Below are 14,985 nucleotides of genomic sequence, written 5' to 3'. Positions count from 1 at the left end.
GTACTTGTATTCGGTGGTGGCATGTTAGTAACTCAAGTTTTATTACATTAACTATATTTTATGAAAAGGGATAATACATCGCCATTGATGTATTATCCCTTTAACTCTATTTATTAATTTCACGTGTTAACCACTCAACAATTTCCCGGAAAATATTTTTATTATATGATGACTCATTAAATATTTCATGTTGAAGGCCGTCATAAATGTGTATTGATTTATGTTTAGAACCAATTTCATTATACAATTCTAGTGAATCTTGATAACTTACTAATCCATCATCTTTGCCATGCAAGATCAATATCGGTTCAGTAAAATATGCTGCATTTTCTTTCAATATCTTAACACCATCTAATAACGTATAAATTAAACCCATTGATATATCTTCAGCAATTAAATCATCCGTCTCATATATTTGAACTACTTCTTCATCAGAACATAAGCCTTCTCCTAATTCATTAGGTATATACATATCATAAGGGTGATTACTATCAAGGTCTCCAAACAAATTTAAATGATTCCTCGTTAACGCTCCAGAAGTAATAATACCATCAACAAGCCCAGGATGCTTCGTTCCATATAGAGTAACTGCATAACCACCCATACTATGACCAATCAAATAAATGTTACCTGGACAATTTTCCATCACACATTGTACGGTTGCATCCAAATCTTCAATAATTTCATTTTCATTATTATAATATACAGGTTTTCCTTCTGAACGACCATGCCCTCGTTGATCATAACGAATAACATTAAATTGATTATCGTTCAAAAAAGCCGCCAACTCATCATATCTATCAAGATACTCTGCTAAACCATGTACTATAATGACATTAGCTTTTGAGTTATTAACCGTGTTAATTTTACCGTACAAATTTGTACCATCTGCTGATTGTATATATTTTATAAAATTCATGGTCATCGACCCCTTTATATTATTAATACCCCTTTTTCGAACAATCATAACTCATCACTTAATTTCGTTCGGAATGTAAACTTCTGATTCACTATCAGGAGGATAATAATATCCGTTAGGAATCGTTTGTAATTCAATTAAACTGCCCCATGGTGTTTTGATATAAACTGTTTGATTATCGTTCGTATCTTCATAACGTGTATTTAAATGTGGTTCTGAAATTGGCTCGCCACCAGCAGATTTAACTTGTTCTACAGCATGCTCAAAGTCATCTACATAAAAAGATATGTGCGTATAGCCAATATCTTGCAATGTCTCTGCTTGACGTTGTGTCGCATCTTTAAACTCAAATAGTTCAATATTAGGTCCATTTCCAAATACCATCATTCGTTTTTTAATAATTTTGGCACCTTGTTGTAGTCCTAAGACACGTTCAACAAATTCTCCTTCTCTAGGATTGTCGTATTTTGTTTGGCTATCATAAGCAATTTTTCCATCTAAACCTTCTTTAAAAAACTGTGTTGCTTCTTCAATATCAGGAACAGTAAGTCCAATATGATTAATACCTCTTGAAATTGTCATATTTAAACACCTCTTTACTTTTATTTTTCCCGTATTTTAATTTTTCTACTTTTTTATTCTTATCATTTGACACTTTTTGTTAATAAATATACTTTTAAAGTAGAAAAAACCTAAAACTTTTAGATATTTAAGCATTAAAAAGTTTGCTTTTCTAAAAATAGTGTAGTATATTATTTATATCAAGTACAAATGATATATTAAAAAGAAAACGGAGGAGTTAATTATGACTCAATTTACATTCGATAGCGTACACAGTTCTTTAGAATTCCAAATCAAACACTTAATGGTATCAAAAGTTAAAGGAACATTTGATCAATTTGACGTAAATGTTGAAGGCGACATTAACGACTTAAGTTCTTTAAAAGCAACAGTAACAATCGATCCAAAATCAATCAATACTGCTAATGAAGATCGCGACAATCACTTAAAATCAGGAGATTTCTTCGGTACTGACGAATTCGACAAAATCACTTTCGTAACTAAAGAAATCAGCGAAAACAGTGTTGTTGGTGACTTAACTATTAAAGGTGAAACTCATGAAGAAAAATTTAACGTTGAATTCAATGGCGTAAGTAAAAACCCTATGAACGGCGAACAAGTTACTGGTTTCATCGTAACTGGTAAAATTAACAGAGAACAATACGGGATCAACTTCAACCAAGCATTAGAAACTGGTGGCGTAATGTTAGGTAAAGACGTTAAATTCGAAGCTTCAGCAGAATTCAGCGTACAAGACTAATTTAAATATATTTTTTTAAAACGTCTGGGTATAAACCTAGACGTTTTTTTATTTTATAACTAAAAAGGTTTGCACACTTAAATTAGTATACAAACCTTAATACTTATTTTTCTTAATTATCTACCTTTGGCTTTTTAACAAATAATGAACAAATTAAACCAATGAATGCTAAGACTACTAAATACCAGAATGCTTTTTCTGCTCCATGTGCTATTAATATTGTTTCTGATATTTTTTCATGAGTTTCTGAAAAATGTTTCATTGCAATAGTATATATTGTAATAGCAATTGTGGTACCAGCTGAACCAGCCACTTGTATTAATGTAGTAATCGTTGCAGAACCATCCGGGTATAATTCTTTTGGTAACTGATTTAGTGCATTTGTTTGAGCAGGCATCATAATCATTGTTATTCCTATAAACATTAACATGAAATTACAGATAATCACCCAAACTGGTGTATGCGCTGATATGGTAAAAGCGAAGATTAACATAGAAATAAATAAAATAACAAAACCAAATATACCAAATATTTTCGCCCCAAATTTATCAAATAATTGACCTATTATAGGGGACAAAATTAAATTCATAATATTGCCTGGTAATAAGATAAGGCCTGCCATAATAGCGCTAAACATTAACGATCCCTTGATATATATCGGTAGAATAATACCTGATCCTAGAATACATAATATAACAAGAAAAACCATAAGAGCCCCTAAATTAAACATGCCATATTTAAATACTCTTAAATTTAACATTGGAGATTTAAGTGTAAATTGACGTCTAACAAAGACTATTAATGCAAGAATACCAATCAACAACGGTCCCCAAACAACTATATTCATGAATGGTTGTTCTGCCATCATATTTAATCCAAAAATTATTCCAGAAAATCCAATTATCGATAAAATAATAGATAATATATCAATTTTCGGTTTCGTAATTTCTGAAACATTCTCTACTTTATTGATAGCTATAATTAAAATAACGACATATAATACTGCACTAATCCAAAAAATATAGTGCCAACTAAGAGATGAAATGATGATACCAGCAATAGTTGGTCCTAAAGCTGGTCCTGCAGTCATTACAAGTCCCATAATCCCCATAACTACCCCTCTTTTTTCAATGGGGAATATAAGCATTAACACTGTAACCATTAACGGCAGAATAATTCCAGTACCTAACGCTTGGACAATACGACCTAATAGTAAAAAGGAAAATGCAGGTGCTATTGCAGCAATTACAACCCCTATAAGAGATAATATGATACCTGATATTATCAATTTTTTTGTGCTAAACCATTTAGTTAAATAGACAGATACGGGTACCATACATGCCATCGTTAATAAATATCCTGTAGTCAACCATTGGGCTAAAACAGCACTAACATGGTAATCGCTCATTACATTTGTTAATGCCATGTTTAATGCTGTTTCACTAAACATTCCCATAAATCCACCTATCATTAATACAAAAGCAAACATTTTGGGACTTTTTACTTTTACTTGAGTCGTCATTCTATACCTCTTCCCTTATAACATTCTTTTTTTAAAGCATTAGCACTAACTTTAGCAAATGCGTTTCAATTTTGTCAACTTAGTTGACAAAAATAAGGCATAAAATAACTGTTGAACTACAATCTGTGTAAATTCAACAGTTTAATTAACAAAAGATATATTCAGTTATTTTTAAACTCCTTTAAGTTCCAATCTTCACTTAAAAGTTTCTTTAAGGTTTTCATATTTTCAGTACCAAGTTGTTTTTCAATATGCGATTCTAATTGTTGATTAATTTTTAAATACTGTTCATAACATTTTTCTCCATATTTTGTGAGCTGTACACTTTTCTCTTTTTTATTACCTTCTACATCTTTTATAACAGCTATTTCTTTATCTTGTAATTTATTTACAACTTTATGAATGGCTTGACGTGATAAATTCACTGATTGATTTAATTCTACAAAACTTAATTGCTTTTTATAAATTCTAAAAATAACGTACCACTCAGAACTTGATAATTTGCTATCAGTTATTTCTTGATTCGTTAAGTCTTCAACTATCCCTCTTAAATGGCTATGGCGCTCACTTATTAAATCAACAAAATCTAATTTTTCATAGTCTTCATACATATTTTTCACCCGTTAACTTAATCTATTTTCTTATTGAAATTGATAACTGTCATGGCCTTTTGCGAATCCATTAACTGTATACAACATAGAACCGCCACCCATTTCTATATCATTCGCACATATGATTAATTGATTTGTACCAGGGATAAATTGAGGGTGTGTAGAACGTAACATATGACCTTCATCTCGACCTGGCATTAATATTTGTCCAATCGGATAGCCTTTTTTATTAAATACTAATACTCTACCTTGCCCATACATTGCTACATATAAATTATCATCACTATCTATACAACATGAGTCTGGTCCTTCATGACCTGTGAAATAATATGGAATCGTCGCGCCAAATGGTGCAATCGTCACTCCATCTTCTTCTAAGTCTATTCGATGTAGACGATTAGTAGTTGTTTCAGTTACCCAAAGAGTGCGCTCGTCAGTACTTAAAGCAATACCATTAGCAACACTAATATTTTGTATCACAGGTGTTACATGTTGAAAATCTGGTGATACGTAATATACACCGCCTTGAGGATTAGTTGAATACCCTCTAAAATCTGTAAAATAAAATCCACCTTTACTATCAAACACCATATCATCAATACAATATTCAGTAGTTAATTCAGCAATAATTTCTTCAAACTGTTCCCCTTTTTCAGTAGTAGCAAAGATTCCGCCAGTTGATTTGAAATCACCTAAATAACAAATAAACAAGCGACCATCCTTATGAATTTTAATTGCTGCTGGATTGTCTTTTTCTGATTGGAATGGACGTGTTACTTCTTTAGATTCGGGATTTACTTTAAAAATATTACCTTCAAAAACATCTAGTAAAAATAATTGACCATCACGATCAAACTGTAGTCCTTCAAGTTGTAGTCCTTTATCGGAAATTTCTACCCATGGTTCAGCCGTAATTGTTTGAAGTTCACTTTCAGAAACAATCGGTGCGACACTTGCTGATTTCCCTTCATATTTTAATGTTGGTAATCCATTTTGTTCCATATCCATACCCCTTCTTTCTTTAATATTAATCACTCCTATTTTATCTGAAATTATTTTTAAAGTCATTGAAAGGCTAACTCATTTTAAAATTTAATATATAAAATAATACATAATCATTTTTAATTTATAAGCTGAGATATTGAATCATTTGCTAATTTTGGTACAATATTATAATGGTATAAAAAAATGCACAGACATTAACGAAACAAATGATAAATAATCATATATGATGTAGAAATAATTAGATTAATATTTAGAGGAGAATAAGAATGGATTATAGAGTACTTTTATATTATAAATATACAACTATTGATGACCCCGAAACTTTTGCAGCTGAACATTTAGAATTTTGTAAAAACAATAACTTAAAAGGTCGTATTTTAGTATCTACAGAAGGTATTAACGGTACATTATCAGGTACAAAAGAAGATACTGATAAATATATGGAACATATGCATGCAGACGAACGTTTTAAAGATATGACATTCAAAGTTGATGAAGCTGAAGGTCATGCTTTCAAAAAAATGCACGTACGTCCTAGAAAAGAAATCGTTGCACTTGATTTAGAAGACGATGTAGATCCACGTGAAACAACTGGTAAATATTACTCACCAAAAGAATTTAAAGAAGCACTTGAAGATGAAAATACAGTCATCTTAGATGCTAGAAATGACTATGAATTTGATTTAGGACACTTCCGTGGTGCAGTACGTCCAGATATTACACGTTTCAGAGACTTACCAGATTGGATTCATGAAAACAAAGATCAATTAGATGGTAAAAACATCGTGACATATTGTACTGGTGGTATTCGTTGCGAAAAATTCTCTGGTTGGTTAGTTAAAGAAGGCTTTGAAAACGTAGGTCAATTACATGGCGGTATCGCTACTTACGGTAAAGATCCTGAAACTAAAGGCCAATATTGGGATGGCAAAATGTACGTTTTCGATGAACGTATTAGTGTAGATGTTAACCAAGTTGAAAAAACGGTTGTCGGTAAAGAACATTTTGATGGCACACCTTGTGAACGTTACATTAATTGTGCAAATCCAGAATGTAATAAACAAATTCTTGTTTCAGAAGAAAACGAAGAAAAATATTTAGGCGCTTGTTCATATGATTGCGCTAAACATGAACGTAACCGTTATGTAGCAACTCATGACATTAGTGATGAAGAATGGAATCGTCGTTTAGAAAACTTTAAAGACGTACCAGAACACGCTCACGCATAAATAATTATTGATTGGACCCATTTAAAAAAATGTGGTCCTTTTTTATTTTGCAAGTTCATTGAATTAAATGTTTATCAAGAATATAATTGATAATAGTTATCAATTAAAAGATGTGGAGGTTTGCTTAATGTGTACTGGTTTTACGTTTCAGTCTTATCAAAATGAGACTATTTTAGGTCGAACAATGGATTATGATTGGCCTTTAACAGGTCATCCAGCAATACTGCCTCGTCATTATACTTGGGAGTCTCGCGCTGATTATCAAGGTACTACTTTATATGGTTTTGTCGGCACAGGAAGTGACATGGAAGGCTTTATGTTTGGTGATGGCATGAATGAACATGGTCTTGCTATTTCTACACAATACGACAGAGATTATTGCACCTACGCTTCAGAAATACTAGACGATTATATTAATATTTCTCAAAATGATGTATTAATTTGGGTACTTGGATATCATCAAACGATTGAAGAACTCATTCAACATACAAGCAAAGTTAATGTCGTCGCCGTAACACTTAATGATATTAATGACGTCCCACCGCTTCATTATCATGTATCCGACGCAACTGGACGTTCTGCAGAAATCACTTTTGAAGACGGACGTATGGTAGTTCGTGATAATCCAATTGGCGTATTAACGAATCATCCAGACTTAAATTGGCATTATGAGAATCTCAAACAATATATTAATATCACACCTTATCAACCACAATCTCAATTAACCAATGGAGCTACATTACAACCTTTAGGAGCAGAAAGCGGTACACACGGCTTACCTGGTGGTTATACATCAACTGAAAGATTTATCCGTGCTGCTTATTTAACACGTCATCTTAAACCATCACCAAACGATAATCCTATCTTAGATGCTTTTAGAATTTTAGACACAGTGAGCATTCCAAAAGGAGCTGTGCGTCCTATAGGCAGTGACTTTTACTATACGCTATATCAAACTGTATTTAATTTAAGTACTAAAACGATGTACGTCAAATACTATCAATCTAATCAAATTTTAGAATTACAGCTCAATGAAGATCTTTTAAATCAACATGATTTAATTATTTATGAACCCATACAAGGCATTTCAACAACGTCTTTAAATTAATATATAGCATATATAAAGGCAGTACTGATACGTTTTAATTTGTATCAATACTGCCTAATTTAATATTATTTGTTATTATGCTTTTACATTTTTTGGAATAAGTATGAACGCAGAAATAACACCTAATACCATCATAACTGCACCTGTTAAGAATGAAATCGATGCAGCAGTGGCAACTGGATAAAATTGCGAACAAACAGTAAAGATTGTGGTGTTAATTGCAACACCAAATGCCATACCAAGCGTTGCTCCCATTTTATATAAACCAGTGGCAAAACTTACTTTATCATCAGGCATATTAAATACTGCAACAGTTAGACCAGGTGTAGCAACTAAGCCGTTACCAATGGCACATATCACAAACGCTACCACTACTACTCCAACATACCAATGTGGCACAAAGAACGTCATACTAATTAAAATGATTCCTAATGTTGGGAATAGTGGACCGGCAATTAACATACTTTTACCACCGAAACGTTTAATCGCAAGCTCACCGAAACGAATCATCAGTATCGCCATAATTGTATAAGGTACGATGACTAATCCCGTTTGTGCTTCGTTTAAGCCAAGTTGTTGTTGAGCATAGCCGTTAAATACAACTGTTGTACCTGTACCAGTATTAACAACAAAGTTATTAATCGTTGCTCCTAAAAATGATTTATTTTTTATAATTGAAAAGTCAATAAACGGTACTGTCTTTTTCTTTTCATAAAAATAAAATATTAATAATGCAATGACAATAATAACGACAAGTGTGATTGTGAATTTCCCAATGCCGTATGTATATCCTTGAATCATTAGAATCATCAATGCCGCGATAAATATGCCAAACAACACCATACCAACATAATCAAATGGTTGATGATTACGTTCTTCTCGAGGTGCTTCTTGTTTATTTCGTAATATTATTAAAGCAATGATTGATAACACGATAGAAACTATAAATATAGATTGCCAGCCTAAGTGACCAGATAACCATCCACCCACATATGATGTAAGTCCTATACCACCTACCGTTGCAATCATTAAATAGCTATATGCTTTACGTAATTGTTGTCCTTTAAAATGATCTGTAACTAACCCTATCGTCGACGGTAATAAAATCGCCGCTGATAAACCTTGAAATGCACGTCCAATAATTAAAAACGCAGTAATATGCGTACTAATCAGACTTAAACAACCAATAATACTAAATAATAGGCCTAATTTCGTCATTCTTAAGTTTCCTATTTTATCGGCAACATCCCCTGCACAAACCATAAATATACCAGTTACAAAGCCTACTAGACTGATAGATAAGTTTTTAGTTGCATCCGTTGTATCAAATGTTTGTTGCACACTAGAACCTATATTGATAAACGATTGTGCGAACATCCAATATGTTAACACTGCAAAGCACGCAGCTAATACGAGACTGCCATCAAATTTATTTACCTTGATAGACACATTTGTCACTCCTTATATTTTAAATGAGAATTATTATCAATTAAGACATAAGTTATTATAGCATGCTTCACTCTCATTAAACATATCTTTTTTATCATTTTTAAAGTTCACAATAAACAATCCGTTATACTTAATAAAGTTATAACGGATTAATGTTGCAATAAAAGTTAATATTCTTATATATATTATTCATCATAGTTTTGTTCTAATTTACGAAGTTCATCGCGAGTTTGTTTTTTTAATCCTTCTCCATAATCCATCATTTTCACTATATCTTTGAATGCAGCATGTGGTATCGCTAATGCATCGAATTCTTCCGGTTGCACGTGTAAATTGATTTGTTCAGGGTGACCTTCTTTTAACTTACTAACAAAATCTGGCTCTGTCACAAATGGTGAGGACATACCTACCATATCTGCATTTTGTAACGCGTCTAAAGCTGTTTCAACGGAATTAATACCACCACTAGCAATCATAGGAATTCTACCATTTAAATGTTCATAGACAACTTGATTCACACGTCGTCCAAAGTTCTCGCCAGGTGTACGTGTCGTATTTTGATATATATGACGTCCCCAACTTGCGATAGCTAAATATTGTATATCAGCAACTTCCATTACCCAGTCTAGATGTTGGTTAAATTCATCTACCGTGTAGCCTAAGTCACTACCACGTGTTTCTTCAGGAGTAGCCCGATAACCTAATATAAAACCTTCAGGCGCTTCTTCATCTATCACTTGTTGCACAGCTGACATCACTTCTAAACAAAATCGTGTACGGTTTTCCAATGAATCTACACCATATTTATCATGACGTTGATTGGAAAAGGTAGAAAGGAATGTTTGTAGTAACAATCGTTGTGCTATAGAAATTTCAACACCATCAAAGCCCGCTTGAATTGCTCTTGAAGTCGCATCTGCATATTGTTGAATGACCTCTTGAATTTTTTCTTGTGACATTTCTAATACTTCATGTTTGATGGGTGAATGTAATGTCATAGGACTTGGACCATATACTTGTCCGTAATTAAGAATAGCTTGATTCGAAAAACGTCCTGCATGAGCTAATTGTATAATTGCTTTGTTGCCTTCTTTTTTCATTGCTTGAGCAACTTTTTTCAAACCTGGAATACATGCATCATCCTGAATGTTAAATCCATATTCAAATAGTTGACCATAAGGTTCGATGTACGCAGCACCCGTCACTTGTAATGCTGCCGAATGTGCACGTCTTTCAGCATATCGTAAGTCTTCATCGGTGATATGTCCTTCTTTCGTTGATGAATTAGTTGTCATCGGTGATAAAACAAATCGATTGTTAAGTTGTAAACCATTAGGTAATTGAATAGGTTGTAACAATGCTGAGTAATCTTCCATGTCGTATCCTCTTCTTTCGTTCACATTTATTAAACTCAACGTATCACTAACATGCCCAATAATCAATTTAAGAAATTGTGTCACCCATTAATATGATTTTTATATTTTAACTATGGCGCTTTTAGTACGAATATACTTTAACAATTATTTTTTATTTTTTAATCCAAAAATTTAACAAATTAGGGCAATGACAGTTACAATAAGGATGGGTATATAAAACGGAAGTAAGATGGAGATGAGTCTTTGGTGGAACTAAGTATTCTTGATTATGCAATGATTGATGAAGGAAAAAATGCACAACAAGCTTTAGATGATACAGTTCGATTAGCTAAACTGGCTGATAAATTAAATTACAAACGTTTTTGGATTACAGAACATCACAATGTGCCTGCCTTTGCATGTAGTAGTCCAGAACTATTAATCATGCAATTGTTAGGACAAACATCACATATTAAGTTAGGGTCTGGTGGCGTAATGCTTCCACACTATAGTCCTTATAAAGTGGCCGAAAACTTTCGTATGTTAGAAAATTTTTATCCTAATCGTGTCGACTTAGGTATTGGTAATAATGTGGGGACGCCTATAGTCAAACGTGCTATGGATGAAGATAAAGCTGATTATCTAGATTATCAACAAAGCATTATCGATATCAGACAATATATAACGGATCAAACAGCGGAACAACGTTTTCCATCTATTATTGCACAACCACAAATTTCACATCATTCAGATATGTGGTTACTAGCTATGAGTCAACGTTCAGCTAAGATGGCAGCAGAACAAGGTATGGGCTTTGTCTTAGGTACATTTTTATTACCTAACGAAACTGCTATTCAATCAAGTAAGTTAAGTATTCAAACGTACCATGATCACTTTCAAACAACATCATTACAAATGGAACCAAGAGTCATCATCACTGTTTTCACTATCGTTACTGATACAGAAGAACAAGCTTACAACTTACAACAAGCTTTAGATGTCTGGTTATTAGGAAAGGAAAACTTTTCAGAGTTCGACAAATTCCCTTCTCCTGAAACAGCAGCAGCATATCAATTATCCGACCGTGACCGAACACGAATACAAGATACACATGCTTCGATATTAGCTGGTACAATTGATACTGTTAAACCAAAACTAGATAAAATGGTTGAAGATTTTAATGCAGATGAAGTGTTAATTGTTCCACTTTTACCAGGTATTGATAATCGTTGCCGTACTATCGAATTACTAGCACAAGCATATTTATAAATATTGAAAGGAAGATGCAAAATGGCTAAATTAGCAAATTATATCAAAGTTGAAAAAGAAGGAAATCAATACGTGTACTATATGACTCCAGAATTACAAGATGACGTAGGTACTGTTGGTTATGTAGAATTCATGTCTCCAGATAAAGTCGAGAAAAATGATGAAATTGTAAGTATTGAAGCTTCTAAAACAGTATTAGATGTTCAATCACCTCTTGCAGGAACAATTGTTGAGCGTAACACTAAAGCAGAAGATGAACCTGCTATCTTAAATTCTGAAAAACCTGAAGACAATTGGTTAGTTAAATTAGAAGATGTTGACGAAGACGCATTCAATGCATTACCAGAGGCATAAATGATACAGACACAACAAGAGCGACTACATTATCTCATTCAATATCTGTGGCAAGAAGCACATGGTGATAAGTCTTTAAACATACCTTCTAATGAACAAGACCAATGGGAATTATTTAGAGGATTAGTAAATGTACGATCACCTAAACCAATTGACGATGAATTCCTTAAGATACAAGACGCGTATTTAAGCACTTTAAACAATGAAAATCCGGTTAACATCGATGAGTTATCACCTATTTTAGGAAACAATATTTATTTATGGCAAGGTGACATTACTCGTCTTAAGGTAGATGGTATTGTGAATGCTGCAAACAGTCGTTTATTAGGCTGTATGCAAGCAAATCATAACTGTATAGACAATATCATTCACACTAAAGCAGGTGTTCAACTTCGTTTAGCATGTCATGATATTATCGAAGAACAAGGTCGTAAGGAAGGCATGGGCAAAGCCAAAATAACGTCTGCTTATAATCTTCCATCACAGTATGTGTTGCATACAGTTGGGCCTCAAGTTCGTAAATTGCCTGTTTCTCAAATGAATAAAGATTTGCTGGCTAATAGTTATCTTAATTGTTTAAAATTAGCTGACCAATACGACATGAAACATATCGCTTTCTGTTGTATATCTACCGGTGTTTTTGGTTTTCCTCAACAGGAAGCGTGTAATATTGCTATTGAAACAGTTTTAGATTATTTAAAAGAATCTCAGTCATCGTTAAAAGTTGTATTCAACGTCTTTACTAATGAAGACCACGCATTATATAAGGAGGCGCTTAGTCATTATGAATCAAACTAATTGGAAAGCGCTCCAACTTGCTCAAAGCGAAGCATCACAATCAAGCATTTTAGCACAAGCCATCGATGAAGCCGATGCAGTGGTTATCGGTATCGGTGCTGGTATGTCCGCATCAGATGGTTTTACATATGTTGGAGAACGTTTCACGTCTAATTTTCCTGATTTTATCGAAAAATATAACTTCTTCGATATGCTTCAAGCCAGTTTATATCCATATGGTAGTTGGCAAGAATATTGGGCGTTTGAAAGTCGCTTTGTCAAACTCAATTATTTAGATCAACCAGTCGGCGCTTCTTATGTAGCACTTAAAAATATATTAAAAGATAAAGACTACCACATCATTACAACAAACGCCGATAATGCTTTTCTCGTAGCTAATTATGATTTAAATAAAGTATTTCATATTCAAGGTGAATATATTTTATGGCAATGTAGTCAACACTGCCATGCACAGACTTATCGTGATGATGATGCCATTCGTGAAATGGTAGCCAAACAAGAAGATATGAAAATTCCTTGGGAACTTATTCCTCATTGTCCTAAATGTGATGCCCCTATGGAAATTAATAAACGTAAAGCAGAAGTTGGCATGGTAGAAGATGCAGATTTCCATGCACAACTAGACCGTTATAATGCTTTCCTTGAAGCACATCAAACGGGTAAAGTATTGTATTTAGAAATTGGTATCGGCTATACGACACCTCAATTTGTGAAACATCCATTCCAACGCATGACACGTCAAAACCCAGACGCTATTTTTATGACTTTAAATAAAAAGGCTTATCGCATTCCAAATACAATTAAAGATAAAACAATTCATTTAACTGAAGATATTTCGACATTAATTACAGATGCACAACAAAAATTAACAACTTAGGAGCTAAAAATATGTATTTAATTGAACCTATTCGAAACGGCGAATACATTGCTGATGGCGCCGTAAATCTTGCGATGCAAGTATATGTAAACCAAAACATTTTCTTAGATGAAGACATTCTATTACCTTATTATTGCAAACCTAAAATAGAGATTGGACGTTTTCAAAATACTGCTGTTGAGTTAAACCAAGACTATGTTGATGATAATAATATTAAAGTCGTACGTAGAGATACTGGTGGTGGCGCTGTTTACGTAGATGAAGGCGCAGTGAATGTATGTTGTATTTTAGAACAAGACACATCTATCTATGGAGACTTTCAAAGATTTTACCGTCCAGCGATTGAAGCATTACATAATTTAGGTGCTACTGATGTTATTCAAAGTGGACGTAATGATTTAGCACTCAATGGTAAAAAAGTTTCTGGTGCGGCAATGACTGTTATTAACAAACGTATTTATGGTGGCTATTCATTACTATTAGATGTTGATTATGAAGCAATGGTTAAATCACTTAACCCTAATCGCAAAAAGATTGAATCAAAAGGTATTCAATCCGTACGCGCTCGTGTAGGTAACATAAGGGACTCACTTTCACCAGAATATCAAAATATCACGATTCAAGACTTTAAAGATCTTATTATTACGCAATTAATGGGTATAGATGATATCAAAGATGCTAAACGTTATGAATTAACAGATGAAGATTGGGCTGGTATTGATCAATTAGTAGCTGAAAAATATGATAATTGGGAATGGAACTATGGTCGTTCTCCACGTTATGAATATAATCGTAACGACCGCTTCGCATGTGGCACGATTGATATTTCTCTATCAATTGCCGGAAATCGTATAGAAGGATGCAGTATCTTTGGTGATTTCTTCGGTCAAGGTGATATTAAGGATGTAGAAGACCAATTGATTGGTACTCGCATGGTCAAAAGTGATTTACTCGATTGTCTTAACAATATTGATTTAAACTTCTATTTCGGTAAAGTAACCGCAGAAGAATTAGTCACATTAATATTGAGTTAGAATAAAAAATTTCGAATATATATCAAAAAATAAAAGCCAGTCAATGAATTTTTTTAATTCATTGACTGGCTTATTTATAATACTTCGTATTATTGGCTCCCATTCCCAGGGTACAGTTTCAGCCAGAAATACTG

15 protein-coding genes are annotated in these 14,985 nt (G+C 33.2%); 8 read left to right on the top strand and 7 right to left on the bottom strand.

Going from position 1 to position 14,985, the window contains the following annotated elements; translation table 11 throughout:
* Positions 1 to 106: 106 nt before the first annotated feature.
* Positions 107 to 919 (bottom strand): alpha/beta hydrolase, encoded by an 813-nt coding sequence (locus HMPREF3125_RS07580; protein WP_017637281.1) that lies wholly within the window; start codon positions 917 to 919, stop codon positions 107 to 109.
* Positions 920 to 973: 54 nt separating this feature from the next.
* Positions 974 to 1,501, bottom strand: a complete 528-nt coding sequence (locus HMPREF3125_RS07575) for a VOC family protein (RefSeq protein ID WP_017637282.1) — start codon at positions 1,499 to 1,501, stop codon at positions 974 to 976.
* A 223-nt stretch (positions 1,502 to 1,724) separates the two neighbouring features.
* Here HMPREF3125_RS07575 and HMPREF3125_RS07570 point away from each other — a divergent pair, with 223 nt between their 5' ends.
* A complete protein-coding gene (locus tag HMPREF3125_RS07570; protein WP_070452918.1) occupies positions 1,725 to 2,240 on the top strand; it encodes a YceI family protein in 516 nt (171 codons plus the stop codon).
* Positions 2,241 to 2,352: 112 nt separating this feature from the next.
* On the opposite strand, the gene HMPREF3125_RS07565 is transcribed toward HMPREF3125_RS07570, so the two are convergent.
* The 3 genes from HMPREF3125_RS07565 to HMPREF3125_RS07555 all read right to left on the bottom strand — a co-directional run bounded on the left by HMPREF3125_RS07565 (position 2,353) and on the right by HMPREF3125_RS07555 (position 5,375).
* Positions 2,353 to 3,762, bottom strand: a complete 1,410-nt coding sequence (locus HMPREF3125_RS07565; RefSeq protein WP_070452917.1) for a DHA2 family efflux MFS transporter permease subunit — start codon at positions 3,760 to 3,762, stop codon at positions 2,353 to 2,355.
* A 161-nt stretch (positions 3,763 to 3,923) separates the two neighbouring features.
* Positions 3,924 to 4,373 (bottom strand): MarR family winged helix-turn-helix transcriptional regulator, encoded by a 450-nt coding sequence (locus HMPREF3125_RS07560; RefSeq protein WP_017637285.1) that lies wholly within the window; start codon positions 4,371 to 4,373, stop codon positions 3,924 to 3,926.
* Positions 4,374 to 4,403: 30 nt separating this feature from the next.
* Positions 4,404 to 5,375, bottom strand: coding sequence for an SMP-30/gluconolactonase/LRE family protein (locus HMPREF3125_RS07555; protein WP_070452923.1), 972 nt, complete (start codon positions 5,373 to 5,375; stop codon positions 4,404 to 4,406).
* A gap of 269 nt (positions 5,376 to 5,644) precedes the next feature.
* Between HMPREF3125_RS07555 and HMPREF3125_RS07550 the strand changes: the two genes are divergently transcribed.
* Together HMPREF3125_RS07550 and HMPREF3125_RS07545 are read left to right on the top strand one after the other, a co-directional pair.
* On the top strand, positions 5,645 to 6,607 hold the full coding sequence (locus HMPREF3125_RS07550; RefSeq protein WP_070452914.1) for an oxygen-dependent tRNA uridine(34) hydroxylase TrhO: 963 nt from the start codon (positions 5,645 to 5,647) through the stop codon (positions 6,605 to 6,607).
* Between the two features lie 127 nt (positions 6,608 to 6,734).
* Complete coding sequence (locus HMPREF3125_RS07545) at positions 6,735 to 7,715, top strand: choloylglycine hydrolase family protein (RefSeq protein WP_070452911.1); 981 nt, start codon at positions 6,735 to 6,737, stop codon at positions 7,713 to 7,715.
* A gap of 75 nt (positions 7,716 to 7,790) precedes the next feature.
* Here the strand turns inward: HMPREF3125_RS07545 and HMPREF3125_RS07540 are convergent, their stop codons facing one another.
* Both HMPREF3125_RS07540 and HMPREF3125_RS07535 read right to left on the bottom strand, forming a co-directional pair.
* Positions 7,791 to 9,164 (bottom strand): MFS transporter, encoded by a 1,374-nt coding sequence (locus tag HMPREF3125_RS07540; protein ID WP_070452908.1) that lies wholly within the window; start codon positions 9,162 to 9,164, stop codon positions 7,791 to 7,793.
* 185 nt (positions 9,165 to 9,349) lie between these two features.
* The gene (locus HMPREF3125_RS07535; RefSeq protein ID WP_046467195.1) at positions 9,350 to 10,540 is read right to left on the bottom strand and encodes an NADH-dependent flavin oxidoreductase; all 1,191 of its coding nucleotides are present in this window, start codon (positions 10,538 to 10,540) and stop codon (positions 9,350 to 9,352) included.
* Between the two features lie 243 nt (positions 10,541 to 10,783).
* On the opposite strand from HMPREF3125_RS07535, the gene HMPREF3125_RS07530 reads away from it, so the two are divergent.
* Genes HMPREF3125_RS07530 through HMPREF3125_RS07510 form a run of 5 tightly spaced genes read left to right on the top strand, consistent with a single transcriptional unit; the run spans position 10,784 to position 14,851 of the window.
* On the top strand, positions 10,784 to 11,788 hold the full coding sequence (locus HMPREF3125_RS07530; protein ID WP_046467196.1) for an LLM class flavin-dependent oxidoreductase: 1,005 nt from the start codon (positions 10,784 to 10,786) through the stop codon (positions 11,786 to 11,788).
* A 21-nt stretch (positions 11,789 to 11,809) separates the two neighbouring features.
* Positions 11,810 to 12,142 carry a glycine cleavage system H family protein gene (locus tag HMPREF3125_RS07525; RefSeq protein WP_029056213.1) on the top strand — a complete coding sequence of 111 codons (333 nt, stop codon included), beginning with the start codon at positions 11,810 to 11,812 and terminating at the stop codon, positions 12,140 to 12,142.
* Positions 12,143 to 12,940, top strand: a complete 798-nt coding sequence (locus HMPREF3125_RS07520; RefSeq protein WP_070452905.1) for a protein-ADP-ribose hydrolase — start codon at positions 12,143 to 12,145, stop codon at positions 12,938 to 12,940.
* Positions 12,927 to 13,817, top strand: coding sequence for an SIR2 family NAD-dependent protein deacylase (locus tag HMPREF3125_RS07515; RefSeq protein WP_017637293.1), 891 nt, complete (start codon positions 12,927 to 12,929; stop codon positions 13,815 to 13,817). Before HMPREF3125_RS07520 ends, HMPREF3125_RS07515 begins: the two co-directional genes overlap by 14 nt.
* 11 nt (positions 13,818 to 13,828) lie before the next feature.
* Positions 13,829 to 14,851 carry a lipoate--protein ligase gene (locus HMPREF3125_RS07510; protein WP_070452902.1) on the top strand — a complete coding sequence of 341 codons (1,023 nt, stop codon included), beginning with the start codon at positions 13,829 to 13,831 and terminating at the stop codon, positions 14,849 to 14,851.
* Positions 14,852 to 14,985 lie beyond the last annotated feature (134 nt).

This window comes from Staphylococcus sp. HMSC13A10, from assembly GCF_001808005.1.
Lineage (GTDB): Bacteria > Bacillota > Bacilli > Staphylococcales > Staphylococcaceae > Staphylococcus > Staphylococcus pasteuri.
The sequence above is the reverse complement of the archived record's forward strand: the minus strand, read 5'-3'. Positions and strand labels throughout refer to the sequence as shown.

Coding starts and splice junctions, on each gene's coding strand:
- HMPREF3125_RS07580 (WP_017637281.1), bottom strand. CDS start 919: ATGAATTTTATAAAATATATACAATCAGCAGATGGTACAAATTTGTAC.
- HMPREF3125_RS07575 (WP_017637282.1), bottom strand. CDS start 1,501: ATGACAATTTCAAGAGGTATTAATCATATTGGACTTACTGTTCCTGAT.
- HMPREF3125_RS07570 (WP_070452918.1), top strand. CDS start 1,725: ATGACTCAATTTACATTCGATAGCGTACACAGTTCTTTAGAATTCCAA.
- HMPREF3125_RS07565 (WP_070452917.1), bottom strand. CDS start 3,762: ATGACGACTCAAGTAAAAGTAAAAAGTCCCAAAATGTTTGCTTTTGTA.
- HMPREF3125_RS07560 (WP_017637285.1), bottom strand. CDS start 4,373: ATGTATGAAGACTATGAAAAATTAGATTTTGTTGATTTAATAAGTGAG.
- HMPREF3125_RS07555 (WP_070452923.1), bottom strand. CDS start 5,375: ATGGAACAAAATGGATTACCAACATTAAAATATGAAGGGAAATCAGCA.
- HMPREF3125_RS07550 (WP_070452914.1), top strand. CDS start 5,645: ATGGATTATAGAGTACTTTTATATTATAAATATACAACTATTGATGAC.
- HMPREF3125_RS07545 (WP_070452911.1), top strand. CDS start 6,735: ATGTGTACTGGTTTTACGTTTCAGTCTTATCAAAATGAGACTATTTTA.
- HMPREF3125_RS07535 (WP_046467195.1), bottom strand. CDS start 10,540: ATGGAAGATTACTCAGCATTGTTACAACCTATTCAATTACCTAATGGT.
- HMPREF3125_RS07525 (WP_029056213.1), top strand. CDS start 11,810: ATGGCTAAATTAGCAAATTATATCAAAGTTGAAAAAGAAGGAAATCAA.
- HMPREF3125_RS07520 (WP_070452905.1), top strand. CDS start 12,143: ATGATACAGACACAACAAGAGCGACTACATTATCTCATTCAATATCTG.
- HMPREF3125_RS07515 (WP_017637293.1), top strand. CDS start 12,927: ATGAATCAAACTAATTGGAAAGCGCTCCAACTTGCTCAAAGCGAAGCA.
- HMPREF3125_RS07510 (WP_070452902.1), top strand. CDS start 13,829: ATGTATTTAATTGAACCTATTCGAAACGGCGAATACATTGCTGATGGC.